The sequence below is a fragment of the Streptomyces griseoflavus genome (assembly GCF_014649995.1).
In the GTDB taxonomy this organism is placed as follows: Bacteria; Actinomycetota; Actinomycetes; order Streptomycetales; family Streptomycetaceae; genus Streptomyces; species Streptomyces griseoflavus.
This window is the reverse complement of the sequence record NZ_BMUC01000004.1, coordinates 378,483-400,354: the sequence shown is the minus strand read 5'-3', so window position 1 is coordinate 400,354 and position 21,872 is coordinate 378,483. Positions and strand designations below refer to the sequence as shown.

22 protein-coding genes are annotated in these 21,872 nt (G+C 71.4%); 15 read left to right on the top strand and 7 right to left on the bottom strand.

All coding sequences use genetic code 11. The annotated features are described in order from the left end of the window. Position 1 precedes the first annotated feature (1 nt). Positions 2 to 1,339: a M14 family metallopeptidase gene (locus IE172_RS12735; protein WP_190097286.1), complete on the bottom strand. Its 1,338-nt coding sequence runs from the start codon at positions 1,337 to 1,339 to the stop codon at positions 2 to 4. 181 nt (positions 1,340 to 1,520) lie between these two features. Between IE172_RS12735 and IE172_RS12730 the strand changes: the two genes are divergently transcribed. Next, the gene (locus IE172_RS12730; protein ID WP_190097285.1) at positions 1,521 to 2,843 is read left to right on the top strand and encodes an Nramp family divalent metal transporter; all 1,323 of its coding nucleotides are present in this window, start codon (positions 1,521 to 1,523) and stop codon (positions 2,841 to 2,843) included. A 27-nt stretch (positions 2,844 to 2,870) separates the two neighbouring features. On the opposite strand, the gene IE172_RS12725 is transcribed toward IE172_RS12730, so the two are convergent. The 3 genes from IE172_RS12725 to IE172_RS12715 form a co-directional block, all read right to left on the bottom strand. Beyond that, positions 2,871 to 4,145 carry a hypothetical protein gene (locus IE172_RS12725; RefSeq protein ID WP_190097284.1) on the bottom strand — a complete coding sequence of 425 codons (1,275 nt, stop codon included), beginning with the start codon at positions 4,143 to 4,145 and terminating at the stop codon, positions 2,871 to 2,873. A gap of 65 nt (positions 4,146 to 4,210) precedes the next feature. Continuing rightward, entirely contained in the window at positions 4,211 to 4,720 is a 510-nt protein-coding gene (locus IE172_RS12720; protein WP_190097283.1) for a SigE family RNA polymerase sigma factor, read from the bottom strand. Positions 4,721 to 4,884: 164 nt separating this feature from the next. Then, a complete protein-coding gene (locus IE172_RS12715) occupies positions 4,885 to 6,591 on the bottom strand; it encodes a chitinase (protein WP_190097282.1) in 1,707 nt (568 codons plus the stop codon). Between the two features lie 420 nt (positions 6,592 to 7,011). On the opposite strand from IE172_RS12715, the gene IE172_RS12710 reads away from it, so the two are divergent. The 14 genes from IE172_RS12710 to IE172_RS12645 all read left to right on the top strand — a co-directional run bounded on the left by IE172_RS12710 (position 7,012) and on the right by IE172_RS12645 (position 18,623). Beyond that, positions 7,012 to 7,863, top strand: a complete 852-nt coding sequence (locus tag IE172_RS12710; RefSeq protein WP_190097281.1) for a hypothetical protein — start codon at positions 7,012 to 7,014, stop codon at positions 7,861 to 7,863. 55 nt (positions 7,864 to 7,918) lie between these two features. Further along, positions 7,919 to 8,626 (top strand): Flp pilus assembly protein CpaB, encoded by a 708-nt coding sequence (gene cpaB / locus IE172_RS12705; protein ID WP_190097280.1) that lies wholly within the window; start codon positions 7,919 to 7,921, stop codon positions 8,624 to 8,626. Between the two features lie 7 nt (positions 8,627 to 8,633). Further along, positions 8,634 to 9,887 carry a CpaE/TadZ family protein gene (locus IE172_RS12700; protein ID WP_190097279.1) on the top strand — a complete coding sequence of 418 codons (1,254 nt, stop codon included), beginning with the start codon at positions 8,634 to 8,636 and terminating at the stop codon, positions 9,885 to 9,887. A gap of 5 nt (positions 9,888 to 9,892) precedes the next feature. Further along, positions 9,893 to 10,288, top strand: coding sequence for a pilus assembly protein (locus IE172_RS12695; RefSeq protein WP_190097278.1), 396 nt, complete (start codon positions 9,893 to 9,895; stop codon positions 10,286 to 10,288). A gap of 1 nt (position 10,289) precedes the next feature. Beyond that, positions 10,290 to 10,658 (top strand): TadE/TadG family type IV pilus assembly protein, encoded by a 369-nt coding sequence (locus tag IE172_RS12690; protein ID WP_190097277.1) that lies wholly within the window; start codon positions 10,290 to 10,292, stop codon positions 10,656 to 10,658. A gap of 165 nt (positions 10,659 to 10,823) precedes the next feature. Beyond that, positions 10,824 to 12,161: a TadA family conjugal transfer-associated ATPase gene (locus IE172_RS12685; protein WP_190097276.1), complete on the top strand. Its 1,338-nt coding sequence runs from the start codon at positions 10,824 to 10,826 to the stop codon at positions 12,159 to 12,161. An 11-nt stretch (positions 12,162 to 12,172) separates the two neighbouring features. Then, positions 12,173 to 13,117, top strand: a complete 945-nt coding sequence (locus IE172_RS12680; protein ID WP_190097275.1) for a type II secretion system F family protein — start codon at positions 12,173 to 12,175, stop codon at positions 13,115 to 13,117. 21 nt (positions 13,118 to 13,138) lie between these two features. Continuing rightward, the gene (locus IE172_RS12675; RefSeq protein ID WP_190097274.1) at positions 13,139 to 14,026 is read left to right on the top strand and encodes a DUF5936 domain-containing protein; all 888 of its coding nucleotides are present in this window, start codon (positions 13,139 to 13,141) and stop codon (positions 14,024 to 14,026) included. A gap of 19 nt (positions 14,027 to 14,045) precedes the next feature. Beyond that, the gene (locus IE172_RS12670; RefSeq protein WP_190097273.1) at positions 14,046 to 15,581 is read left to right on the top strand and encodes a sensor histidine kinase; all 1,536 of its coding nucleotides are present in this window, start codon (positions 14,046 to 14,048) and stop codon (positions 15,579 to 15,581) included. After that, positions 15,578 to 16,453 (top strand): response regulator transcription factor, encoded by an 876-nt coding sequence (locus IE172_RS12665; RefSeq protein WP_190097272.1) that lies wholly within the window; start codon positions 15,578 to 15,580, stop codon positions 16,451 to 16,453. Before IE172_RS12670 ends, IE172_RS12665 begins: the two co-directional genes overlap by 4 nt. A 150-nt stretch (positions 16,454 to 16,603) precedes the next feature. Beyond that, positions 16,604 to 16,798 carry a Flp family type IVb pilin gene (locus IE172_RS12660; RefSeq protein ID WP_190097271.1) on the top strand — a complete coding sequence of 65 codons (195 nt, stop codon included), beginning with the start codon at positions 16,604 to 16,606 and terminating at the stop codon, positions 16,796 to 16,798. After that, a complete protein-coding gene (locus tag IE172_RS12655) occupies positions 16,798 to 17,385 on the top strand; it encodes a pilus assembly protein TadG-related protein (RefSeq protein WP_190097346.1) in 588 nt (195 codons plus the stop codon). The genes IE172_RS12660 and IE172_RS12655 overlap by 1 nt, the downstream gene beginning before the upstream one ends. Before the next feature lie 33 nt (positions 17,386 to 17,418). Next, positions 17,419 to 18,000: a hypothetical protein gene (locus IE172_RS12650; RefSeq protein WP_190097270.1), complete on the top strand. Its 582-nt coding sequence runs from the start codon at positions 17,419 to 17,421 to the stop codon at positions 17,998 to 18,000. 8 nt (positions 18,001 to 18,008) lie between these two features. Then, complete coding sequence (locus IE172_RS12645; protein ID WP_190097269.1) at positions 18,009 to 18,623, top strand: OmpA family protein; 615 nt, start codon at positions 18,009 to 18,011, stop codon at positions 18,621 to 18,623. A 91-nt stretch (positions 18,624 to 18,714) separates the two neighbouring features. Here IE172_RS12645 and IE172_RS12640 read toward each other — a convergent pair whose 3' ends face one another. From IE172_RS12640 to IE172_RS12630, 3 genes are all read right to left on the bottom strand, one after another. Beyond that, on the bottom strand, positions 18,715 to 19,602 hold the full coding sequence (locus IE172_RS12640; protein ID WP_229885978.1) for an alpha/beta hydrolase fold domain-containing protein: 888 nt from the start codon (positions 19,600 to 19,602) through the stop codon (positions 18,715 to 18,717). A 50-nt stretch (positions 19,603 to 19,652) separates the two neighbouring features. Next, on the bottom strand, positions 19,653 to 20,033 hold the full coding sequence (locus tag IE172_RS12635; RefSeq protein WP_190097268.1) for a DUF192 domain-containing protein: 381 nt from the start codon (positions 20,031 to 20,033) through the stop codon (positions 19,653 to 19,655). A 96-nt stretch (positions 20,034 to 20,129) separates the two neighbouring features. Continuing rightward, a complete protein-coding gene (locus IE172_RS12630) occupies positions 20,130 to 21,656 on the bottom strand; it encodes a discoidin domain-containing protein (RefSeq protein ID WP_190097267.1) in 1,527 nt (508 codons plus the stop codon). Between the last annotated feature and the right edge of the window lie 216 nt (positions 21,657 to 21,872).

Below are 21,872 nucleotides of genomic sequence, written 5' to 3'. Positions count from 1 at the left end.
GCTAGGCGCAGTACTGCCCCGCCTTCCCGATGGAGCGGTACATGCAGTCGGCGTTCTCCAGGAGCTGGAGCACGGCGTCCCGGTTGCGGGACGTCTCCCGCTCGATGACCTCGTCGGGCGGGTAGAAGCCGCCGCCCGAGGACGACCTCGGGTACATCTCGAAGGTGTAGCCGAAGATCTTGTGCGCGCCCCAGAGGTAGTCGTCGATCGACCCGTCCGTGATGTACAGGTCGCTGGACTGCTGGGGCGTGTACCCGTTGCTCGCGGCCATCTTCTGGCCGACGGCCTTGAAGGCGGCGTGGTCGTCGGCCGTCATGCCGGTCGTGGTGTCGGAGTAGGTGTAGCCGAACGGCCACAGCACCAGTTCGCTGTAGGTGTGGAAGTCGATGCCGGCCGTGATCTGCTGCTTGCCGCCCACGACGCGGCTGCGCACGAAGTCGGCGACGACCTTCACCTCGGGCGCGGACTCCGGCGCCGAACCCCGGTAGGTGTCCGAGGACTTGGACCCCGAGGAGCCGCCGCAGCAGCCCCAGCGGTAGTCCCAGTTGCGGTTGAGGTCGGTGCCGACGTACGAGGAACCGGAGTTGGGCTGGCGGTTCTTGCGCCAGGAGCGGTAGGAGCCGGTGGCGATGTCGTACTCGCCGCCGTCCGGATTGAGGTCGGGGACGATCCAGATCTCCCGCCCGTTGACCGCGTTCGTGATCCGGGAGTCGCTGCCGTACCCCGTGCCGAGTTCGCGCAGCAGGTACAGGGCCATCTCCACGGTGAGGTGTTCGCGGGCGTGCTGGTGGTGGGTGAAGAGGATCTCCGGCTCGTTCTCGTCCGTGGCCACGTTGTCGCTGATCTTGATGGCGACGATGTCCCGGCCCTGGTAGGACTTGCCGATCACCCGCTTGCTCATGAGGGACGGGTGGGCGGCCAGCCGCTGGTCGATCTCCGCGTTCATCTCGGCGTAGTTGTGGTAGCGGGAGTCGGCCGAGGGGAAGTCGTACAGGCGCAGCCCGTCGGCGGCCGACGAGCGGTCCGGGGCGGCGCCCAGCGGCGTGACCTCGTAGCCCTGCCGGCGCAGGGTGCGGATCTGGTCCGCGCGTCCGGAGACGACCACGGTCTCCTCGTCCGCCTCGTCCACGGTGACGCCGGAGCGCTGGATGGCCGTGCGGGTCAGGGGCGTGGTGTGGCGGTGGATCTCGTACTGGCGGACGTCGTCGGCCGAGGGTGCCGGCCGGTCGGCGCTGTCGGCCCCGGCCTGGGTGGCCGTCAGGGAGAGGGGTGCGGCGAGCGCGAGGGCGAGCAGCCCGGCGAGGGCGGCGGAGCGTCTGCCGCGGGTGCGGAGTCGCATGAAGTCTCCTTGTGGGAGGTGGGGGTTGTCCATGGCGACGTGCGTGGTGCGGTGCGGTCATCGTCGATGCATGACATGATCAGGTCAAGTGTGCGTGGGTGTGGCGGCCGACCGGACGCATCCCGTGAAGATCCCCGCACGCCCTCTTGTCCGAGGGGCACCCGTCCGCTTTCTTGACCTCATGGCGGACACCACGGGAAACACCCAGGACACCGGGGCGGCCACCGCGCCCGGACCCCACCCGCGCACGTCCGGATGGCGCCACATCGGCCCCGGCATCGTCGTCGCCGCGACCGGTGTGGGCGCCGGAGACCTCGTGGCCACGCTCATCGCCGGCAGCAACTTCGGCTACACGCTGCTGTGGGCGGCGGTCGTCGGCTGTCTGGTGAAGATCTCCCTCGCGGAGGCGTGCGGCCGGTGGCACCTGTCCACCGGCCGCACCCTCTTCGACGGCTGGGCGAGCCTCGGCCGCTGGACGACGTGGTTCTTCGCCGTCTACGCGGTGATCTGGGGCTTCGTCTACGGTGCGGCGGCGATGTCGTCCAGCGCCCTGCCGCTGCAGGCCCTCTTCCCGGACGTGATGGACCTCCGCTGGTGGGGCATCGCCTGCGGTCTGGTGGGCCTGGCCTTCGTCTGGTTCAACAAGTACGAGGTCTTCGAGAAGGTCATGACGGTCCTGGTGGGCGTCATGTTCGTGGTGACCGTCTACCTGGCGGTCCGGGTCACGCCGAACCTCGGCGACGCCTTCGCCGGTCTCCTCCCCGTCCTCCCGGACGAGGAGGACTCGGTCCTCAACACCCTCGGCCTGATCGGCGGCGTCGGCGGCACCATCACGCTGGCCGCGTACGGCTACTGGGTCAACGCCAAGGGCTGGACCGACAGCGGCTGGATGAAGGTCATGCGGCTGGACAACCGGGTCGCCTACGCCACCACCGGCATCTTCGTCGTGGCGATGCTGCTCGTCGGCGCCGAACTGCTGCACTCGGCGAACATCGCCGTCGCGAGCGGCGACAAGGGGCTGATGCAACTCGGCGGCATCCTGGAGGAGCAGTACGGCACGGCCACCGGCACACTCTTCCTGATCGGGTTCTTCGCCACCTCCTTCACCTCCCTGATCGGGGTCTGGCACGGCGTGAGCCTGATGTTCGCCGACTTCCTGGCCCGGCAGCGCGGTGAGCGGGAGGCGAGGGGCGAGGTGCTGGCCTCCGGACGCCGCGAACGCTCCTGGGCGTTCCGCGCCTACCTGCTCTGGCTCACCTTCCCGCCCATGATCCTGCTCTTCCAGGACGAGCCGTTCCGCCTGATCATCCTCTACGGCGTCCTGGGCGCCGCCTTCATGCCGTTCCTCGCCCTCACCCTGATGTGGCTGCTCAACTCCTCCCGCACGCCCAGGCAATGGCGCAACGGGCCGCTCAGCAACTCCATGCTCGCCCTCGCGGGCCTGCTGTTCCTCGTCCTGTGCGTGAAGCAGGTCTGGGACCAGCCGTGGTCGCGGTTCCTCTGACCGCCGCCGCGGGGCCGACGGGCCGCATCACCGCAGCGCCCGCCACTTCGGGCTGAGCGCGATCTCCCTCAGCTGCCCGACGGTCAGCGCCGGGGCGTCCCGGGTGGCGTCCTGGTGCTGGGCGCCGGTGTTGAAGGCGGTGACCACCACCCGGAAGCCGTCCGGCCGCATGGTGTCGGCGGTCCACATGACGACCCCCTCGGCGCCCTTCTCGCCGGGGCCCTTCCGCGTGGTGACCAGGGTGCCGTCGGGGAGGGTCTCGGCGTCGCCGTGGAGCTGGCCGGCGACGTCGCCCATGCCGGGCTGCACATTGATCTGGACGAGGCTCCTGCCCCTGCCGTCGTCGACGACGAGGTAGGCGTACTCGCTCTCCTGGCCGCCCCGGCCGACCACGGTGAGCCCGTCCGGCAGCAACTCGGTGAGCGTGGCGCCGATGGACCCGCCCGGAACGGCCCGGGGCGGGGCCTGCGGCGTGCCGGTGGCCGACCGCCCGGGGCGCTCCGGGATGGCGTCCACGACGCGCCGCCATACGTCGGCGGTGACGACCTTCCTCAGGTCCTCCACGCTCAACGGGGGTTCGGCGCGGGAGACCTCGGCACCCTTCTGCGCCGGGGCGTTCCACTCGCTCAGGGAGACGTGCGCTCCCTCGGCCGTCACCAGCTCGGCGTTCCACCACTTGGTGTCCTCGCGCCGGTCGGGATACTCGTACCCCTGGAACAGCATGAGCAGCGAGCCGTCGGGCAGCCGGGCGGAGGTGCAGTCGTCGTAGTCGACGAACGTGCGGTCCGGGCACCGGGTCAGCTCACGGACCTCCTGGCTGCCGGGTTCCACCCGGCGCAGGCCGAGGCCGATGGCGGCCGCGCCCCCGCCGTCGTCGTACACCAGGTGCGCGTGCGGCGGCAGGTCCCCTCCGGTGCCCCGGGCCGACTCCTCGCGGAACTTCCCGGGGGCGGGGAGCAGGTCCTTGAGGCTGCGCAGGAGGTCGTCGCCGGAGAACGACGCGGCGGCCGGGGCGCTCGCGGAGGCGGCCGGTCCGGTGGAGGCGGCCGGTCCGGCAGCGGCGGTGGACCGGGGGCCGGAGGAGTCACCGCCCGGCACGAGCAGCACCCCGCCCAGCCCGGCCAGGGCGATCCCGGCCGCGCCGGAGAGCACGGCCGTCCGCCGCAGGAGCCGGGCCCGCCGGCCGCGGACCTCACCCCCGGCGGTGAGGGCTGCCACGTCGGCGTCGAAGCCGTCTCCGGAGTCGCGCAGGGCGGCGGTGAGCCGGTCCTCGAAGGGGTCGTGGTACTGGTCAGAGGGCATGACGAACCACCCTTTCCGCAGAGGTGTGAGAGTAGGGGTGTCAGAGGTGGGCGGGACGGCGGGGGTCAGGGTCTGGAGTACTCCGCGAGGTCCTCGCCGAGCAGTTCCCGCAGCCGGCCGAGCGCCCGGACGCACCGCGTGCGTACCGCCGCCGAGCTGACGTTCAGCACGTCGGCGGTCTGCTCGACCGAGCGGTCCTCCCAGTACCGCAGGACGATGACGGCCCGGTCCTTGGCGGGCAGCCGGGCGAGCGCGGCCATCAGGGTCAGCCGCAGGGGAGCGTCCCCGTCGGCGGCCCCCGGCAGGTCGGGGAACACGTCCGTCGCCCGCTCGCGGCTGCTGCGCCGCCGCTGGTGGGCGAGGAAGGTCCGGGTGAGCACGGTCTGCGCGTACGCGGCCGGGTTGCCGACCCGGCTGACGCGCCCCCAGCGGACGTACAGCCGCCCGAAGGTCTCCTGCACGAGGTCCTCGGCGAGGTGGGTGTCCCCGGCGGTCAGCAGACACGCCGACCGGTACAGGTGGCCGGCCCGGGCCGCCGCGAACTCGGCGTACTCGTCCGCCCGCCGCTGCCTCATGCTCCGCGCCCCCGTGTGTGTCTCGTCGTCCGCCGTCCTCACCTCATTGATGCGGTGGGGCGGGGGAAATGTTTCACCCGGACGTCCCCGGCTTTCCCCGTGGCAGGGGAAGGCCCCGCCCACGGTGCCGTGGGCGGGGCCTTCGGAGCCGGGACCGGCCGCGGTTACGGCAGGGCGTGGACGTGCGGGCCCACCGCGTTCGACCAGGCGTGGTTCGCCGTGGCGTCCCAGTTGGTGGACCAGGTCATGGCGCCCCGCAGGGACGGGTAGGTCCTCGACGGCTTGAAGGAGCCGCAGTTGGTGCCCCTGGTGAGGCAGTCCAGGGCGTTGTTCACCACGGACGGGGAGACGTAGCCGCTGCCCGCGCCCCGGGTCGAGGCCGGCAGGCCGAGGCCCACCTGGGACGGGTCGAGGCCGTTCTCGAGCTGGATGCAGGCGAGCGCGGTGAGGAAGTCCACCGTGCCCTGGCTGTAGACCTTGCCGTCGCAGCCCAGCATCGAACCGCTGTTGTAGTACTGCATGTTGACGACCGTGAGGATGTCCTTCACGTTCAGCGCGGTACGGAAGTACGCGTTGGACGTCGACTGCATGTCGATGGTCTGCGGGGCCATGGTGAGGATCATCGACGGGCCGGCCTTCGCCGACAGGGAGCGCAGCGCCTGCGTCATGTAGGTGGCGTTCAGGCCGTTCTCCAGGTCGATGTCGACGCCGTCGAAGCCGTACTCCTGCATCACCGCGTACACCGAGTTCGCGAAGTTCGCGGCGGAGGCGGAGTCGTTCACCGCGACGGTGCCCTTCTCGCCGCCGACCGAGATGATCACCTTCTTGCCGGCCGCCTGCTTGGCGCGGACGTCGGCCTTGAACTGGGCGACGGTGTAGCCCTTCAGGCCCGCCGAGTCGAGGGTGAAGGTGACGGCGCCCGGTGTGCCGGTGGCGTCGGCGAAGGCGACCGCGATGATGTCGTACTGGGAGGAGACGTCCGAGATCCGCTGGACGGCGGCGCCGTTGTCGAAGTTCTGCCAGTAGCCGGTCACCGCGTGCCCGGGCAGGTCACCGCCCCCGCCGCCGCTCTCCTTCGTGCGCGCGGTCACCGCCGCCGACTTAGGCGACTCGCCCGCCGCGTTGGTCGCCGCCACCTGGAAGTCGTACGACGTCGAGGCCGCGAGGCCGGTCACCGTGGCGGAGGTTCCGGACACCGCCGTCACCCTGGTGCCGTCGCGGTAGAGGGTGTAGCCGGTCGCGCCCGACACCGCGTTCCAGGCCAGGGAGACCGAGGAGGACGTCGTACCGGAGACGGCCAGTCCGGCCGGGGTGCCCGGGACCGTCGGGTCCGGGTCACCGCCGCCGCCCCCGTCGGGACCGAAGACCGACACGTCGTCCGCGTAGTAGGCGGCCTGGCCGTACCAGCCGTGCGTGTAGACCGTCACCGAGGTGGTGGTGGAGCCGGTGGTGAAGCTGGTCGAGAGCTCCTTCCAGGAGCCGGAGTCGGGGGTCCAGGTGGACACGTCCGTCGTGCCGGTGCCGGTGACGCCCAGGTAGGCGTACCCGCCCCGCACCCAGCCGCTCAGCCGGTACGTGGAGCCGGGCTTCACCGCGACGGTCTGGGCGCAGCGGGCGTTGTCCTGCCCGGCCGGTGTGGCCTGGAGGGCGGATGCGCCGCCGTGCACCGGGGAGGAGACGGTGGTGCCGCTGTTCGCCGAACAGGTCCAGTTGCTCAGGCCCGCCTCGAAGCCTGCGTTCTTCGCGTTGTTGACGTCCGCCGCGGACGCCTGGCCCGCGCCGGCGAGGGGAAGGGCGAGGGCGAGGGCGGAGACGAGGGCTCCGGCCCAGACGCGTCTGCTGCGGCCGGGCGTTCCTGGTGCGCGGTCCACTGGGGCCTCCGGTGGGGGAAGTCGGGGAGGGGGAGCGACGGTGGCCACCGTTCGAGGACAACGTGGTCCAGACCAATCCTCTTGTCAATAGGTCCAGACCGGAAACACCTTTGCCGGGGCGGGAGTAGGGCACCCGTGGGGAGGGAAGCGTGGGGCCGAGGGGCAGGGGGTGGAATCCGGCGTCGAGCCGGTGCGCGGAACCCGTACCACCGGGTTCGGGCCGGACCGGCCGGATGCTCGACCTGTCCCGGTTTGACGCACCTTGTGCTCCAGGAGTTGCCGTGCGGCTGCGCGATCGCTGTTCTCCGGTCACGGACCCGCGGTTACAGTGCTCACGTAGTCACGCAGTGAAGTCACCGGGGTGCGTCGCGGTCACGATCCCGGCGGGCTGCCGGGTACGGGGAGAACGGGGAGCCGCGCATGCCAACCGCCATTGCCGTGACCGGCGCCGACATGGCGTTGCCGGCCCAGGACGAACGGACCCTGCCCGCGGTCGTGCTGCGGGACATCGACACCCGCCCGCTGGAACAGGCGCTGACGGACATGCAGATGCTCGTCGAGCAGCACGGCCACGTCATCGTCGTGTGCTCCCCGGCCGCCCCCACGTCCGTCCGGCGACGGCTGCACACGCTGCGTTCCCTCCTGGAGAGCGACCGCATCGCCCTCTTCCGCCCCGATCTGCCCCCGCTCGGACTGGCCATCCTGGCACGCCAGTTGCGTCAGCTCGCCTCCTGCGACCTCAGCCCCGGCGTCCTCGCCTCCGCCGGCCGCCTGCTGATCCACTACATCCACGCCGGGGCGCTGCTCGGCTCCGTCGCCCGGCTCGACCGCGTGCCCGTGAACCTCAAGCAGCACGCCAAGTCCTGGATGCCCGGCAGCCAGTTCGCCGTACTCGCCCACCCGCAGCCCCAGCTCGTCCGGCTCGGCCCCGAAGCCATGCTCGACGGGCCCGAGTTCGGCACCTGGATGCTCGTCGCCAAGGGGCAGCTCCAGTCCGACTGGGTCACCGCGACCCTGGCCCCCGCCTGGCAGGTGCAGGGCCTGCGCGAGACCCCGCTGCCCGCCGGGTCCCCGGGCTGGTGGGGGACCGGCAAGGTCGTCGAGTTCTGCACCTACCTGCCCGACCTGTCCGTCCTGTACCAGCTGGTCACCTCCGTACGGCGCGGCACCTGCCACTGGTGCGGCATCGACGTCATCGGCGACCGGTGCGTGTTCTGCTCCGCCGTGCCACCCGCCCCCGAGGGCGCCTCCGCTCTCACCCACCGCACCTGACCCGTTCGTCCACCGCACCAGCCGGCCCGATGATCCCGATGAGGTTGTACGGTTCATGAACTCCCGTCAGCGCCGAGGCGTGATACTCCTGCTCCTGTCGGTCCTGTGCGCCCTCGGCGCGTTCGCCGGCGTGCTCTCCGTCATCAGCGACGTGAAATCCAAGGTCGGCCCCGAGGTCACCGCCTACCGGCTGAAGTCCGACATCGCGCCCTACACCGCGCTCGGCACGGACCAGTTCGAGAAGATCTCGATGCCGGAGCGGTGGCTGTCGGAGAACGCCGTCACCGACCTCGCCGACATCCGCGGGAAGATCGCCGTGACCACCCTGCGCAAGGGCTCACTGCTGCAGAACGACATGGTCGTGAACCAGCCCGCGCTCCAGCCGGGGCAGCAGGAGGTCGCCATCATGATCGACGCGGCCACCGGCGTCGCCGGCAAGATCACACCGGGCGCGTCGGTCAACGTCTACGCCACCTTCGAAGGCGAACGCGAGGGCGCCCCCGCCCAGTCGAAGATCATCGTGACCAACGCCAAGGTCCTCGACGTGGGCCGGCTCACCGCGCTCCAGCCCGACGAGAACGACCGGGGCGGGCAGCCCACCGACGCCGTCCCGATCACCTTCGCGCTGTCCGCCATCGACGCCCAGCGCATCACCTACGCCGAGTCGTTCGCCCAGCGGGTCCGGCTCGCGCTGGTCGCTCCCGGGGGCGACACCGCCGTCCCCGAGCAGGACCGGACGTACGAACTCGCGAAGGACAAGTGAGAGCCGCATGCCCACCAGGATCCTCCCGGCAGTCGGCGACGCGGACGCGGTCCGGTCCATCACCACACTGCTCAGCCAGCTCCCGGACGCCGAGCCGGTGGCCCCGGTGGCCGACTCCACCCAGCTCGTCGACACCCTCGCGCGCCTGGCCGCCGAGTCCGTCGACGAACTGCCCGAGGTCGTGGTCGTGCACGAGCGGATCGGCCCCGTCCCCGCACTGGAGCTGATCCGCGAAGTCGCCCTGCGTTTCCCCTCCGTCGGCGTCATCCTCGTCACCTCCGACGCGAGCCCCGGCCTCTTCCAGGCGGCCATGGACTACGGCGCCCGTGGCCTGGTCGCCCTCCCGCTCAGCTACGAGGAACTCGCCAGCCGCGTCCAGGCCGTCGCCCAGTGGTCCGTCGGCGTCCGCCGCCACCTGGGCGCGGGCGTCGACGTGTTCACCGGCGTCGGCGGCACCGTCGTCACCGTCAGCGGATCCAAGGGCGGCGTGGGCGCCACCCTCACCGCCGTCCAGCTCGCCCTCGCCGCCCAGGCGTCCGGCCGCCCCACCGCCCTGGTCGACATGGACCTCCAGACCGGCGACGTCGCCTCCTACCTCGACGTCCAGTTCCGGCGGTCCGTCGTCGACCTGGCCGCCGTGGGCGACATCTCCCCGCGCGTCCTGGCCGACGCCGTCTTCCGCCACGACACCGGTCTCACCCTGCTGCTCGCCCCAGGCGAGGGCGAACGCGGCGAGGACGTCACCGACCGCTCCACCCGCCAGATCGTCAGCGCCCTGCGCTCCCGCTACGAGGTCGTCGTCATCGACTGCGGCGCCCAGCTCGGCGGGGCCGGCGCGGCGGCCGTGGAGATGGCCGACCGGGCCCTGCTGGTCACCACCCCCGACGTGATCGCCGTACGGGGTGCCAAGCGGGTGGTGCGGATGTGGGACCGGCTGCAGATCCGCAAGGCGGAGGAGACCACGATCGTCGTCAACCGGCACACCCGGGGCACGGAGATCCAGCCCCCGCTCATCCAGAAGATCACCGGCACGACGGTGGCGGCCACCACGGTCCCCGCCCACTTCAAGGAACTCCAGGGAGTCGTGGACGCCGGACGCGTCCACGAACTGGAGAGCAAGAGCACGGTGAAGCAGGCCCTGTGGGGCCTGGCGGGCGAACTCGGCCTGGTCAAAGCCGTCGAGGGCGCCCAGAAGGGCAACCGGCTGCGGGGCGACCGGGGGTCGGTGAGTTTCCGGCGGAGGAAGGACGACGGGGGATGAGATCCATGCGGACAACGACCTCACGGCGGCCCCGCGACCATGACCGGGGCCAGGTCACCATCGAATTCCTCGGCATGACGCCGACGATCCTGGTGACACTGGTGGTGCTGTGGCAGCTGGTGCTCGTGGGGTACACCTTCACGCTCGCGGGGAATGCTGCGGACGAGGCGGTACGGGCGGCGACGGCGGCCGACCCCGGGGCCCGGCAGGGCGCCTGCCACGACGCCGGTGTCGACAAGCTGTCGGGAGCCTGGGCGGGGGGAGCGACCGTGAACTGTGCGACCGGGGGCGGCTTCGTCACCGCCGACGTGAAGCTGGACGTCCCCCTCCTCTTCCCGGGCACGGTCTCCTTCCCCTTCGACGTGACGGGCCACGCCGGTGCCGTCGAGGAGGAGGACTGAGATGCCGTACCGACGCGGCCACCGCCGGCCCGACCGCGACCGCGGGCAGGCGGCCCTGGAGTACCTGGGTTTCCTCCCCGTCCTGCTCATCGTCGGCATGGCCGTCGTGCAGCTGGGCCTGATCGCCTACACCGCCCAGCAGGCGGGCACCGCAGCCCGCGCGGGGGCGCGCAGCGCGTCGCTGGACCGCGGCGCCCAGGGGGCGTGCACGGCAGCCGTCAGCTCCTGGCTGGCCGACGGCACCGCCTGCGTGCCGGTGGGGCTCGGCAAGGAGGTCACCGTGACCGCCACGGTCGACATCCCCTCGATCGTCCCCGGCTGGGACTTCGGCCCGGCCCGCAAGACCGCCACCATGCCGAAGGACCGCTGAACGAGGAGCCGCGGGAACCGCGGGGGAGCCGCGGGGAGCCGGGCGACGGGGCGAGGAGGAGCAGCCGCCAGAACGAGCACTTTCGCGAACGGGCAGTTCCCAGAACGAGCAGCGACCAGAACGAGCGACAGAAGAAGAGCCACCGGAACGAGGAGCAAGCGACTCATGAGCCTGCGGGCACGCATCAACTCCCCCGAGGAGTCGGGCGGACGGGGCGAGGACGGCCACCTGGTCGCCTCCTACCGCGCCAAGCTCCTGGAGGAGATCGACCTCGCGGAGATGAGCTCGCTGGCCGCGGCCGAACGCCGGGCCCGGCTGGAACGCGTGCTGGGCCACATCATCAGCCGCGAGGGCCCGGTCCTGTCGACCGTCGAACGCTCCCAGCTGATCCGCCGCGTCGTCGACGAGGCACTCGGCCTCGGCATCCTGGAACCCCTGCTGGAGGACGCGTCGATCACCGAGATCATGGTGAACGGCCCCGACGCGATCTTCGTCGAGCGCGGCGGCCGGGTGGAGCAACTGCCCCTGCGGTTCGCCTCCAACGACCAGCTCATGCAGACGATCGAACGCATCGTCTCCACGGTGAACCGCCGCGTCGACGAGGCCAACCCCATGGTCGACGCCCGCCTCCCCTCCGGCGAGCGCGTCAACGTCATCATCCCGCCGCTGTCCCTGACCGGCGCCACACTCACCATCCGCCGCTTCCCCCGCTCCTTCACCCTCCAGGAGCTCATCGGCCTCGGCTCGCTCGACGAGCAGATGCTGTACCTGCTCGCGGGACTGGTGCAGGCCCGCTTCAACGTCATCGTCTCGGGCGCCACCGGCACCGGGAAGACGACCCTCCTCAACGCCCTCTCCGGCCTGATCCCCGAGGGCGAACGCATCATCACCATCGAGGACTCCGCCGAACTCCAGCTCCAGCAGCCCCACGTCATCCGCCTGGAGTCCCGCCCCCCGAACGTCGAGGGCAAGGGCAAGGTCACCATCCGCGACCTCGTCCGCAACTCCCTGCGCATGCGCCCCGACCGCATCGTCGTCGGTGAGGTCCGCGGCGGCGAGTCGCTCGACATGCTCCAGGCCATGTCCACCGGCCACGACGGCTCCCTCGCCACCGTCCACGCCAACAGCGCCGAGGACGCGCTGATGCGCCTGCAGACCCTCGCCTCCATGTCCGACGTGGAGATCCCCTTCGTGGCGCTGCACGACCAGATCAACAGCGCCGTCGACGTGATCGTCCAGCTCACCCGCTTCGCCGACGGCGCCCGCCGCATCACCGAGATCGCCCTGCTGGAGAGCCACGGCTCGGAACCGTACCGGCTGGCCACGGTCGCCCGCTTCCACGCGCAGCCGATGACCGCCGACGGCCGCGTCCACGGCGCCTACGACCACTACCCGCTGCCGCGCCGCACCGCCGACCGCCTCTACATGGCGAGCCAGCCCGTCCCGCAGGCGTTCGGCATCGCGCACTCCGCCGACCAGCTCGCCACCCGAGAAGCCAGGTAGGAACCGTCCCCATGGATCTGCAGAACCTGATCAGGCTGACCACCGGCATCGCCCTGCTGACCTGTGTCCTCGGGGTCGTCGGTGTGCATTCCTACGCCTCCGGCAGGGCGCAGCGCCAGGCGCTGGTGGACCGCCTCTCGGCCACCGGCCAGATCCCCGTCGTCGGCCGCCGGCGCCACTTCCCCGCCCTGGACCGGCGCCTGCGCCGCACCAAGCTGGGCAGGAAGCTGGAGCTGCGCCTGCTGGCCACCGGCCTGGACATCACCCCCGGCGAGTTCTTCGCCGCCATGCTCGCCACGGTCGCCGGCCTCTGGCTGATCGGCCAGGCCACCCTCGCCCCGTTCTTCGGGCCGATCGCCGGACTGCTCGGCATCTGGGCGGCACTGCAGTTCCTCCACTGGCAGCGTCAGAAACGCATCGAGAAGTTCATCAACCAACTCCCCGAGCTGGCCCGCATCCTGGCCAACGCCACCCAGGCCGGCCTGGCGCTCCGTACGGCCATCGGCATGGCCGCGGAGGAACTGGAGGCCCCGGCGGGCGAGGAACTGGCCAAGGTCGCCAACCAGCTCGCGGTCGGCGCGTCCATGGACGACGCCCTCGGCGAACTGGCCGACCGCCTCCCCTCCCGCGAACTGGTCGTCCTGGTCACCACCCTGGTGCTGTCCAACCGGGCGGGCGGCCAGGTCGTGAGCGCGCTCCGCAACCTCACCGAGACCCTGGAGGAACGCAAGGAGACCAGGCGCGAGGTCCGCACCCAGCTCTCCCAGGTGAGCATGACCTCGTACGCCGTCCCCGTCCTCGGCGTCGGCTCGTTGTTCCTGATGAACGGGGTGAAGGACGGCGCCCTGGAGCGCATGACCGGCTCCCCGGCCGGCCAGGCCGCGGTGATCATCGCCTTCGGGCTGTACGCCGTGGGCTTCGTCCTCATCCGCCGACTGTCGCGCATCGACGTCTGACCGGCGAGGAGGCCGACTGACATGGGACTTCTGCTCGCCCTGCTGATGGGCCTCGGAGTGTGGGGCGTCTTCGCCGGCATCCGCATGTACCGGGCCGAGGCGAAACTCCCCGGCGACCTGATGCTGGCCCTGGAGGTCGGCTCCACCCGCACGGGCGCCGTCGACTCCCTCGTCGACCGCATGGGCATGCGCTACGCCCCCGCCGTGCTGCGGGTCATGGGCCCGGCGCGGGTCGCCAGGTACCGCCGCAAGATCGACCTGGCGGGCAACCCCGGCGGCCTCACCATCGACCGCTACGCCGCCCGCCGCGCGGTGTACGGGGCGCTGGGCGGCGTCGGCTTCCTGGTCTTCCTCATGCGCGGACAGCTCTTCGTGGCGCTGCTGCTGCTCGCGTTCGGCGCGTTCTGGACGGAGGTCGGCATCTGGTCGGCGATCCGCGTCCGCAAGGACGTCATCGAGCGGACACTGCCGGACTTCCTGGACGTCCTCGCGGTCGTGGTCAGCGCCGGCCTGGGCTTCCGGCAGGCACTGGACCGGGTGTCGTCGAAGTACGAGGGCCCGTGGGCGGACGAACTGCGCATCACCCTCCGCCAGATGGACCTGGGCATGAGCCGCAGGCAGGCGTTCGCGGAACTGCGCCGCCGCAACGACTCCGAGCAGGTGGCCATGTTCGTGACCGCGCTGCAGCAGGGCGAGGAGCTGGGCGCGCCGATCGTCGACACGCTGGTGTCGCTGGCCAAGGACATGCGCCGCACGGACGCGCAGAACGCCCGCAGGAAAGCGGCCCGCGCGGTCCCCAAGGCCACCATGATGATCACCACCTTCATGGTCCCGGCCACGATGATCCTCCTCGGCGCCGGCCTGATCCTCGGCTCCGGCACCGACTTCGGTTCCCTCACGGGCGAGTAGGGCGGAGGCAGGGCGCACGATGACCACGACGAGAGAACGAACACGGCTGCTGCGCCGCCCGGTCCCGGCCGAGCCGTCGGAGATCACCACCCCACCGGCGGGCACGGTCCTCCCGCCGTACGCCCGCACCGGCGCCCCGGACATCCCGGTGACGTCGGTGACGCCCGTACTGCCACCGGGCTGGGCACCGGCCGGCCGGGCACCCGCGCCCCCACCGGCCCCCGCCTCCGCCGACGCCGGTGGACCCGTACCGGGGACGCCCGCGGGCGACGCGGACGCCCGTCCGGCCGGGAGCCGGACGCCCCCCGCCCCTGACGCGCAGATCCAGGCCAACGCCCTCCAGGCCCTGTGCCGGCAGGTGTTCGGCTTCCGCCTGGCGATGATCGCCGTGGCCGCCCCCGCGGCCCTGCTCAACGCCGGCCCCGGCTGGGGCACCCGCCTGGTCGCGACCGCCGTGGTCGTCACCTTCATGGCGTCCTACATCCTCTTCCGCGACTGGGAACGCTTCGGCCCCCTCCTCCTGCGCCACCCCACCCTGCTGGCCGTGGACACCCTCTTCGGGGCCCTGCTCCTGGTCTCCGCCGGCCCGGACACCACCCTCGCCTACGTCAGCGTCTGCACCCCCCTCCTCGCGGGCCTGGTCTACGGCTGGCGGGGCGCCGCCGTCTTCGCCTCCCTCCAGGGCCTGATCCTGCTGCTGGTCTACGCGACCCTGGAGGACCCGCACACCGACCTGGCGCAGACCCTGCTCCTCCCCGGCCTCTGCGTGGTCGCGGGAGCCGTCGGCTCCAGCCTGCGCAAGCTGATGCTCAGCCTGGGCCGGGCGACCCGGGCCCTGACGGCGATCCAGGCCCGCCTGGCGGTGACGGAGGCGGTCAGCGCGGAACGGGCCCGCCTGGCCCGGGAGATGCACGACTCGGTCGCCAAGACCCTCCACGGAGTGGCCCTGGCGGCGGACGGCCTGGCCGCCACGGCGGGCGCCCCGCACATGACCCCCGACCTGGTGAAACAGCAGGCGGAGCTGGTGGCCCGCTCGGCCCGCAGGGCCGCCGCCGAATCACGCGAACTCCTCGCCGACCTCCGACGGGAATCCGACCCGGACCAGGGCACCGACGTCCTCGTCGAACTCGCCGCACGCACCCGCGACTTCAGCAAACGCACCGGCCTGACCGCCTCGTACGCCCCGACCGGCGAGGACACCGTCCCCCCGGTCCCCCCGGCGGTGGCCCGCCAGCTCCTCACCATCGCCCAGGAGGCCCTGGAGAACGCCCACCGGCACGCCGAGCCGACCCGGGTCGACGTCCGCGCGGGCGTCCACGGAGACCTCCTGCGCATCAGCGTCTACGACGACGGCTCCGGCCTCCCGCCGGGCACGAACCTGGAAAACCTCCGCAGGGCGGGCCACTTCGGTTTGGTGGGCATGGTCGAACGGGCCGCCTCGGTCGGAGCCCGCATCCGCATAGGCCGGGGCACCCTCGCCCAGGGCACGGAGGTCCGCCTGGAACTCCCGCTCGCGGCGGTGACGCCGACAACCCCCACGGAGGCCACGCCATGACGACACCACCGCCGGACCCCTTCGAGAACGTCCCCCCGCCGGCCTCGCTGCGCGTGGTGGTCGCGGACGACAACCCGGTGGTCCGGGCCGGCCTGACGGCCCTCCTCACCGGCCGCGAGGACATCACGGTCGTCGCGGAGGCGGCGGACGGCAGGGAAGCCTACGAGGCCGCCCGCGCCCACCGCCCCGACGTGGTCCTCCTCGACGTCCGCATGCCCGGCGTCGACGGCATCTCCGCCCTCCCGTACCTGGTGGGCATCGCCCCGGTCGTGATGCTCACCTACAGCAGGGAGTCGGAGATCGTCCAGGAGGCCCTGCGCAGGGGAGCGGGCGGCTACCTGGTGCACGGCGAGTTCACGGCGGACCAGCTGGTGGCGGCGGTGCGCGACATCAAGGAGGGCCGGCCGCACTTCACCCCGACAGCGGCAGGAGCGTTGCTCTCGCAACTTCGACAGAGGCCCGGCCCGGGGCAGCCGCTACCGGAGGGGCTGGGTGCGACCCGTGCAACGCCCCCTGGGGCGAACGGACTCGGCCTGCCTCATGTCCCGAACCCGCCTACTTCTGTGGAAAACCTTTCGCGACTGCAACCGGATGTGGCACAGTCGTCGTCTGGGTGGACAGGTGGCCGCCCGGCCGCCCCCGACCGATCCGGGTTCCAACTGAGCACGAGGGAGGCAGAGATCATGGACCTCATCGCATCCGGCATGAACAACCAGCAGATCGCCGCCACGTGCTTCATCAGCGAGAAGACGGTGAAGAACCACATCAACCGCATCTTCGCGAAGCTCCACAGCACGAGCCGTTCCGAAGCCGCGGCGAAGTGGCTCGGCACGGCGCCGGGTTCGGGCCGAGGAGTGGGGGGACTCCGGTGACAACGAGGGCGAGGAAGCGGTGGGTCCGTGTTTGGGCCCGGGAATGGGCCCTGGGGCCCTCCGACGGACGGGGCGCCCGGCCGTACGTTACTCATGTCGAAAGCGGCCCCACCCAAGAGGCCGCCACCGCGTCAGCCGGAGGGGACCACCATGAGCAACTGGATCAACACCACCGTCAGTTACCTCCACTCCCGCGCAGCCCGCGACGACAAGGGCCAGACCGCGGTGGAGTACCTGGGCATCATCGCGGTGGTCGTGGCCATCGTGCTGGCGATCACGGGGACGGACATCGGACAGTCGATCTACGACGCGATCACGGAGCAGATCGCCGAGGTCACCGGCTGATCGCACGGTTCCATAAGGATGGCGACGCAGGGCAGGCATTCCCCATCTACATCGTGGTGGTGGGGGGCCTGCTCTTCCTCGCGTTCGCATACTTTGCGGTCGGCCAGGCCGCGGCGAACCGGAACGACGCGCAGACCGCCGCTGACGCGGCGGCACTCGCGGCAGCCCAGGACAGGCGGGAGAAGCTCGCCGACGCTCTGACGAAGAGCATCAACGATCCCACCGCCTGGGCGGAGATCTTTGCCGGCTACGTGCCTGGCATTGGGCCGTCGTGCTGGCGTGCCTATCAGCTCGCCGCGCAGAACGACGCGACCGCTTTCTGCACTCCCAGTGGGCCCCTGTCGTTCACCGTCGAAGCCGTGACGAACGGAACCGTCGGGGAATCCATCGTCCCGGGCACGGAAAACAAACGGTCACGTGCAGTGGCCACTGCTGTGATTGAGCCTCGCTGCGACTTCAAGTTGCCGACCGAGGATGTCTTGGCCCTGCTTACGTGTGACGGCAAGGAATGGGATTTGGACCCGCAGGGCCCTGCGGAACTGCTCCCGAAACCTGAAGATCTCTTCGATGTCCATCTGGCCGACTGACAGCGAACGACGAATGACGAAGGAAGCAGAGGCATGAGCACTCGGTTCACAACGAAGGCCCGCAGGGGGGTGGTCGCAATGGCTGTTGCGGCCGGATTGGCCCTCGGAGTGGCTGGCTGCGGTGGTGGGGGTGACGACGAAAAGAAGCCGGAGACATCGGCGTCTGCTTCCGCGGACAGAGGGTCGGACCCAAGTGCTCAAGAGGGGCAGGCAGACGAGCCGCTCGCTGAACTGAGGGGGTCGGACGGACTCCTGCTTCAGATCACCTCCGCACAACGTGACGCGGGGGGCTTTGTCACCGTCAACGCCACCCTGAAGAACGACGGAGCCAAGAGTTCCGTGGTCCCGGCCGCACTGAGCGGTAACGAGACCGAAATCGTGAGGAACGGGCGGTCGTTCGGTGGTGCCACGTTGGTCGACTCGAAGGGGAAGAAGCGGTATTACGTACTACGTGATACGGACGGTCGCCCGTTGACCACCACGGGATTCTCGACAATCAAGGCAGGAGAGAGCCTCTCTGTCTTCATGCAGTTCCCCGCGCCGCCCACGGACGCCTCCGAAGTCACCTTCCAACTGCCGACCTTCGCCAGCGGCACCATCCAGATCTCTGGGTGAGGCACAGGATGACTCATAACCGCCTGCTTCTCATCGCGACTGTCGCCGCTCTCCTGGCTGTGAGCCCGGGCGTGGCCCACGCCGACGACGGCCCGAGTGTTCCTCCCGGCACCGAAGCCACCGCCTCGGCCCCCGTCGAGCTCGACCCGAACGACCCCGACCTGAAGCTCCCGGACGGCGCCACCCTCGCCGAGCCGAAGGTGCTGGACATCAAGCAGGTCGTCGAAGACCAGAGCGGTGACGAGCGTCGCGAGGACACCAACTCCGACGTCAAGTTCGCTCTGCAGGCCGAGGTGCTGTTCGGCAAGGACAGCGCCAAGCTCGGCGGGGAGGCGAAGTCCCGTATTGCCGCCATCGCGGACGAGATCAAGACGCAGAACGCGACGAAGATCCGCGTGTTCGGCTTCACGGACAACCTGGGTTCGTCCGCCCACGGTGACGTCCTGTCCCGTCAGCGTGCCAACGCCGTGCACGGCGTTCTCGTGAAGGAGCTGAGCGACTCCAACGTCACGTACGAGGTCCGTGGCTACGGCGAGCAGTACCCGATCGCCGACAATTCCACGGAGGCCGGCCGCAAGAAGAACCGGAGGGTGGAGATCTCCTTCCCGCGGGCGGAGGGCTGACCAGCCGGTGTCGCGCTGGTGATCCGCCCGGACGCAGCTCGCGGGCAGCAGGTCGGTGACGGCCACCAGCCGACGGACTGATCACGGGTAGTCATGTGCTTCTTCCGGCTGTTTCCTCGACGATTTCGGCGGCTGCGGCGCGGCCCTCGGGTGTGGGGGTGAGGGGGTACACGTGGATCGCTCCCTCGCAGACCGTGGTGGTCACCTGGGCGCCCGTTGCGGTGGCGCGGCGTTCCAGCAGGCGTACGTCCGGATGGGTCAGGTCACGGGTGCCGATGTACACGTGTGTGGGGGCGAGGCCGGTGAGCGGGCCGTTTACGGGGCTGAGGCGCGGGTCGGCCGGGTCGTCGCCGCCCGCCCAGGCCCGGCCCAGTTCGATCAGCCCGACCGGGGAGAGCCAGGGGTCGTGGCGGGCGACGGCCGGTATCTCCGGGTTGCCGAGGGTCAGGTCCAGCCAGGGGGCGATCAGCACCAGCCGGGCCGGCTGCGGAAGCCCCAGGGCGTGCAGCGTCTGGGCGAAGCCCAGTGCCAGGCCGGCCCCGGCGGAGTCCCCGGCGAGAGTGACCCCGGACGCGGGCACCTCGGTCAGCAACCGCCGGTACACCTCCGTGACGAAGGGGTACGCCTCACGGTAGGTGTGCTGCGGTGCCAGGCCGTAGAGGGGTACCTCGACGCGCACGCCGGCGTCGGCGAGCGCACCGACGAGGGTCCAGTGCTGTGGGGCGATCTCACTGACGTAGGCCCCGCCGTGGAGGTAGACGGCGGCACGGGTCGCCTCCCGTCCGCGCGGGGCGACGGTCCAGCACGCGAACCCGTCGATCCGCCGGGCGGAGACGTCGTGACGCTTCCGCAGCGCGGCGGGCGGCTCGGCCGGCCCCTTCGGCCGGCGCAACCGCCGCTGTGCCCGGGAGACGCTCGACGAGCGCGGCTTCATCCGCAGCCGCGCGTACAACGCGACCACGCGCATGGCCGTACTCACGGACCTCACGGACCTCGCGGACGTCACGGACCTCCCGGACCGCGCGGACTTCACGGGCTCTCCGACTCGATCGCCACGCGCGCCCCGACCCGTAGCCCCCACGCCTCCATCGCCCCCGCCTCGGCCTCGAGCACGTGCCGTGCCCGGAGCCGGGGCCGTCCGAGCCGCCCGGGCGGCATGGTGCGTACGGCGACGACCCGGAGCCGCCGGTCGAGATAGGCGACGTCGATGGGTATCCGCATGCGGAAGGTGTGGACGCCGTTGGCGGGGGAGAGCAGCAGCGCCCCGTCGACGGAGTCCCGCCCCAGCAGTCCTTTCGTGCGGGCCCGGTAGGAGGTGGCGATCTCCAACGGAACGCGCGTGACCGAGGACCCGTCGTCGTGCTCCCCGCGTACCGTCAACTGCCCGCGCCCATCGCGCCAGCGACCCATCGGAGACCGACCTCCTCACGGTGGACCAATGCCACCACGCACCACGGCGAACACGAAGACGACCCCGCGAACGTATCTCCGGAAGGCCCTCCGGCGTCAGTGCTTTCGCAGTTGTGCCGCCAGGGCGGCGAGGGTCCGGGCCGTCTCGGCCAGGCTCGCGACGGCGGTCTCCAGCTCCGAGGCGACGCGGGGAGGGACGGACGGGGCGGAGGAGGGGGCGGCGACGGGGGCGCCGCGGTAGCCGATGGGGCCCTCGTCGTGCCGCTGGTAGTAGCCGGTGAACGCCTGCCCGGCGGGCGCCTCGGCGAAGGCCACCTGGGCCAACTGGGTTTCGTCCGCACCGCCGTTGCGGGAGATGTCGAGACGGAAGTGGCGGCAGGCGGGGGTGGCGGCGCGGAGGAGGAACTCCCTCGTCTCGTGACGTCCGGTGAAGGTCTCACCGGCGCGCGAGTCCAGCGGCGTCCAGGCCCGGCCGTCGTCGGACCCGTACAGCGTCCAGTCGCGGGGGTCGCGGTCGGGGAAGTCGTTCGCCGACGTCAGGGAGTAGGAGGCGACGGCGGCGGGGCGGGCGAGGGTGAAGTCGAGCCGGGCGGTGGTGTCGCCGGCCAGCCACTTGGTGCGGCGGTCGTCGAGGAGGTTGGCGGCGACCTCGCGGGCCGCCCTGTGCTCGGCGCTCGCCTTCACGCCGGTGACCGCGACGTCGGTGACGGCCGCGTGCAGCACGACCACGCCGGAGTTGCCCCGCTGGTCGCGCCAGGTCACCCGCTCGACGGGGGCCGCCGCACCGTCGTCGATCAGCAACCGCAGCTCGTGGGAGGTGTGCCAGCCCCCGCCCCACCCCTCCTCCGTGCGGAAGCGGTGCAGGGGGGACGCGGAGAGGTTCGCGGTCTCCTCCGCGTACGGCCGACGGTCCAGGAGACGCCCCCGGTACTCGTACGCCGTACCGTCCGCCGCGCGGTGACAGCCGTGGAAGTCGGACATGCTGGACTGGAAACCGACGGCGGACTCGGCTCCGTCCGCCGTGCGCCAGCCGAGCTGCCCGGGCAGGGAGCGCTCGTCCCGGTCGATGTGGAACAGCAGCCGGGGTGCGGCCTGCCAGGTCGCGGTGGAGGAGTGGGCGAGGCGGCGCTCCGTGCGGTAGAAGAACACCGAGTCGCGGGCGGCCTCCGCCGTCCGCGCCCGCTCCGAGCGGCCACGCTCCCGGACCGGGTCCAGGGTGACCCGGTAGAGCCGGAGCGTGCTGCGGGCCTTGTCCGAGGTGCGTATCTCGAGGGTGTTGGTGCCGGGCTTCAGCAGGTGCCCGGGGACGGCGAACACGTTGTCCTGCGGGAGGTCCCCGCCCCCGGGCACGGTGAGATCATCGACCAGCGGCTCGCCCTGCAGCAGCACGTCCATGGGCGCGTACCCCAGCGACCCCCCGAGCTTGGACACGAGCGCGGTGACGGTGAGCGTCGCCTGGGGTACGTCGTCCGGGTCCTCCACTTCGAAGTTCAGCCGCACGCTGCCGCCGGCGTCCAGCGCGAGATGCGATCCGGCGGCACGGGTCCGCTTCCGTTCGACCTCGGCGTTGGCCAGCCGGGCGGGCTCGGCGGAGAAGTCCGCGTAGGTGACGTCAAAACCCATGGGGTGTCGCTCCACGTCCTGAGGGGTGGTCGGTGCCGGCCGCGCCGTCCGGCACGCGCCGACGTGATCACGGACCCTAGTGCGCGTCACCGACAACGCGGACGGCGTCAGCGGGCCGGGCGGCGCCGGGCGGGAGCTTGGGTGCTGCTTTGGGCCCACGGGCCCATGCCCTGACAACCGCCCCTCCCTACCCTCGGGCCGAGCCGTGAATCAAAC

Coding starts and splice junctions, on each gene's coding strand:
- IE172_RS12735 (WP_190097286.1), bottom strand. CDS start 1,339: ATGCGACTCCGCACCCGCGGCAGACGCTCCGCCGCCCTCGCCGGGCTG.
- IE172_RS12730 (WP_190097285.1), top strand. CDS start 1,521: ATGGCGGACACCACGGGAAACACCCAGGACACCGGGGCGGCCACCGCG.
- IE172_RS12725 (WP_190097284.1), bottom strand. CDS start 4,145: ATGCCCTCTGACCAGTACCACGACCCCTTCGAGGACCGGCTCACCGCC.
- IE172_RS12720 (WP_190097283.1), bottom strand. CDS start 4,720: ATGAGGCAGCGGCGGGCGGACGAGTACGCCGAGTTCGCGGCGGCCCGG.
- IE172_RS12710 (WP_190097281.1), top strand. CDS start 7,012: ATGCCAACCGCCATTGCCGTGACCGGCGCCGACATGGCGTTGCCGGCC.
- cpaB (WP_190097280.1), top strand. CDS start 7,919: ATGAACTCCCGTCAGCGCCGAGGCGTGATACTCCTGCTCCTGTCGGTC.
- IE172_RS12700 (WP_190097279.1), top strand. CDS start 8,634: ATGCCCACCAGGATCCTCCCGGCAGTCGGCGACGCGGACGCGGTCCGG.
- IE172_RS12695 (WP_190097278.1), top strand. CDS start 9,893: ATGCGGACAACGACCTCACGGCGGCCCCGCGACCATGACCGGGGCCAG.
- IE172_RS12690 (WP_190097277.1), top strand. CDS start 10,290: ATGCCGTACCGACGCGGCCACCGCCGGCCCGACCGCGACCGCGGGCAG.
- IE172_RS12685 (WP_190097276.1), top strand. CDS start 10,824: ATGAGCCTGCGGGCACGCATCAACTCCCCCGAGGAGTCGGGCGGACGG.
- IE172_RS12680 (WP_190097275.1), top strand. CDS start 12,173: ATGGATCTGCAGAACCTGATCAGGCTGACCACCGGCATCGCCCTGCTG.
- IE172_RS12675 (WP_190097274.1), top strand. CDS start 13,139: ATGGGACTTCTGCTCGCCCTGCTGATGGGCCTCGGAGTGTGGGGCGTC.
- IE172_RS12670 (WP_190097273.1), top strand. CDS start 14,046: ATGACCACGACGAGAGAACGAACACGGCTGCTGCGCCGCCCGGTCCCG.
- IE172_RS12665 (WP_190097272.1), top strand. CDS start 15,578: ATGACGACACCACCGCCGGACCCCTTCGAGAACGTCCCCCCGCCGGCC.
- IE172_RS12660 (WP_190097271.1), top strand. CDS start 16,604: ATGAGCAACTGGATCAACACCACCGTCAGTTACCTCCACTCCCGCGCA.
- IE172_RS12650 (WP_190097270.1), top strand. CDS start 17,419: ATGAGCACTCGGTTCACAACGAAGGCCCGCAGGGGGGTGGTCGCAATG.
- IE172_RS12645 (WP_190097269.1), top strand. CDS start 18,009: ATGACTCATAACCGCCTGCTTCTCATCGCGACTGTCGCCGCTCTCCTG.
- IE172_RS12635 (WP_190097268.1), bottom strand. CDS start 20,033: ATGGGTCGCTGGCGCGATGGGCGCGGGCAGTTGACGGTACGCGGGGAG.
- IE172_RS12630 (WP_190097267.1), bottom strand. CDS start 21,656: ATGGGTTTTGACGTCACCTACGCGGACTTCTCCGCCGAGCCCGCCCGG.